The following is a 2,125-nucleotide window of genomic DNA, read 5'->3' as shown; positions in this document are numbered from 1 at the left end:
GGGGGCGGTGGGGGGCGACCTCTTTTAACAAACACCCCCCCCCCCGCGCGCCTCCGCTCCGCCACGCCAGCGCGATGGCGAAGCCGAGCCTACGAAGCGACAGGCGTATGCAGGTTCAGCAGTTCCGACAGCCCGGCCCATAGCAGTTGGATGCCGATGCAGAAGATCACGAAGGCGAGCAGCTGCAGGATGACCTGCGTGCGTTCCTTGCCGAGCTTGTGGCTGAGCGTGTCCGCGAAACGCATGCTCAGATAGATGCTGATCGTGAGAACGGCCAGGGCGATGGCCGCCGCGACGATATGGATCCAGCCCGCGCCTTCGCGCGGTGAGCCCGTGCCGATGGCGATGGCCACCGCGATCGACCCGGGTCCCACCGTGATGGGCAGCGTCAGCGGATAGAACGACGGATCGCCGCGATGCTTGTGGACGGTCGTCTCATCCTCGTCGTCGTCATCCTGCCCGTTGAGCATTCGCCAGCCCGCCGCCGCGATGACGATGCCGCCCGCGATGCGAAGCACGGGAATCGACACCCCGAAAAACGACAGCACATAGGCGCCTACCAGCAACGAACCGACCAGCAGCACCAGGCTGTTGGTCGCCACCCGACGGGCCAGCCTGGCGCGTTCGGCCGAATCGGCATGCGGCACGATGCCCAGCGACAGAAGCGCCGAGCCGGGTGGATTCACGATGGGTAGCAGGCTGGCCAGGATGACGAGCGCGGCCTGACCGATTTCCATGAGCATCGGACGGGTATCCGTGAGGGGTGACGATGCGCATGATCGGGTGTCCCCACCAGCGGGTCTTTCTTATCCGCACCCCGTTTGTCGAATCGAACGGTCCAGGTGGGTGGCCCCCTTCCCGGCGTTCGAATCGGAAACGGACCCTGCGTACTGGAAAGACCGGCACGGCCGCCGCGCGGACGATATGCCCACCGGCCACTCCGGTCGGCCAACCCCTCCAGGACACACCATGAAAGCCAAGATCTTCATTGCCGGCGCTCTGCTCGGCGCCGTCATTTCCGTGGGCTGCGCCGCCGTCGCCCAGGAAGCACCCTTCGTCGACATCGGCGGTCGTCACGGGAACCTGCGGGATGCGCAGCAGCACATCGTGGAAGCCTGGCGTGCCGTGAGCCGCGCCCAGGAAGCCAACGACGCCCGCCTCGGTGGTCACGCCGGTCGCGCCAAGGAGCTGCTGAGCCAGGCCAACGAAGAGCTGCGCCTCGCCGCCGACGTCGCCAACGATCGCTGATGCGATGAGCGACCTCCCCCATCCCCGCCGCATCGTGTCCGCGCTTAAGGACTGGCGCTGGTGCCTCGGTATCGTGCTGGCCGCGTTCGCGGCCAGCCCGATCGCGTCGGCCGCGGGTGGCGAGGAACTGCGCGAGCCGCGCCAGTTCACCTACGGCGCCGACGGCGTCACCAACGTGACGCTCACCGCCGCCGAAACGAAGGTGATGGTGGGCGACACACCGTACACGTCGCTTGTCTACAACGGCAGTTACGACGCCCCGCTGATCCGGTCGCGCCCCGGGGGCACCATCCGGCTGACGCTCGACAACCGCATGGACGAACTGACCAACCTGCACTTCCACGGCATGCAGGTATCGCCACTGGACGAAGGTGACAGCATCTTCCGAGACACCGGCCCGCACCAGACCGGGCAGTACGTGCTGAAGCTCCCACCCGAACATTCGCCGGGACCGTACTGGTATCACCGCCATGTCCACAAGGGCGCCGAGCGGCAGGTATCGGGTGGCCTTTCCGGTCCGATCCTCGTCGACGGCCTGCTCGACGCGTTTCCCGAACTGCGCGGCGTACGCGAACGCAACCTCGTGCTGCGCAATTTCCAGAAGACCTTCACGGGGCGCCTCGCCAGCGAGATCATCACCGGGTCGCCGTCCATCCGCACGATCAACGGCCAACTGCAGCCGGATATTTCCATCCAGCCGGGCGAGACGCAGCTCTGGCACATCTACAACGTCGATGCGAACCAGTATTTCCGCATGCACCTCGCGGGCCTGCGCGTGCAGGTGATATCGCAGGACGCGGACACGGTGGTCAAAGAGGTCACGACCGACGAGATGATCCTCGGCCCTTCGGCGCGCATCAGCGTGCTCGTCACCGGG

3 protein-coding genes are annotated in these 2,125 nt (G+C 66.4%); 2 read left to right on the top strand and 1 reads right to left on the bottom strand.

Translation table 11 applies throughout. From position 1 onward, the window contains the following. Positions 1-89: 89 nt before the first annotated feature. Positions 90-743 carry a MarC family protein gene (locus ACTHLF_RS21440; RefSeq protein WP_440330298.1) on the bottom strand — a complete coding sequence of 218 codons (654 nt, stop codon included), beginning with the start codon at positions 741-743 and terminating at the stop codon, positions 90-92. Between the two features lie 226 nt (positions 744-969). Between ACTHLF_RS21440 and ACTHLF_RS21435 the strand changes: the two genes are divergently transcribed. Further along, positions 970-1,248 (top strand): hypothetical protein, encoded by a 279-nt coding sequence (locus tag ACTHLF_RS21435; RefSeq protein ID WP_440330296.1) that lies wholly within the window; start codon positions 970-972, stop codon positions 1,246-1,248. Positions 1,249-1,252: 4 nt separating this feature from the next. Beyond that, a partial coding sequence (locus tag ACTHLF_RS21430; protein ID WP_440330294.1) for a multicopper oxidase family protein occupies positions 1,253-2,125 on the top strand: 873 nt, incomplete at its 3' end.

This window comes from Luteibacter sp. (genome assembly GCF_051958795.1).
Lineage (GTDB): Bacteria > Pseudomonadota > Gammaproteobacteria > Xanthomonadales > Rhodanobacteraceae > Luteibacter.
This window is presented reverse-complemented; position numbering and strand designations above follow the sequence as displayed.

Excerpts from the sequence above, each read along its gene's own strand:
- ACTHLF_RS21440 (WP_440330298.1), bottom strand. The coding sequence starts at position 743 with ATGCTCATGGAAATCGGTCAGGCCGCGCTCGTCATCCTGGCCAGCCTG.
- ACTHLF_RS21435 (WP_440330296.1), top strand. The coding sequence starts at position 970 with ATGAAAGCCAAGATCTTCATTGCCGGCGCTCTGCTCGGCGCCGTCATT.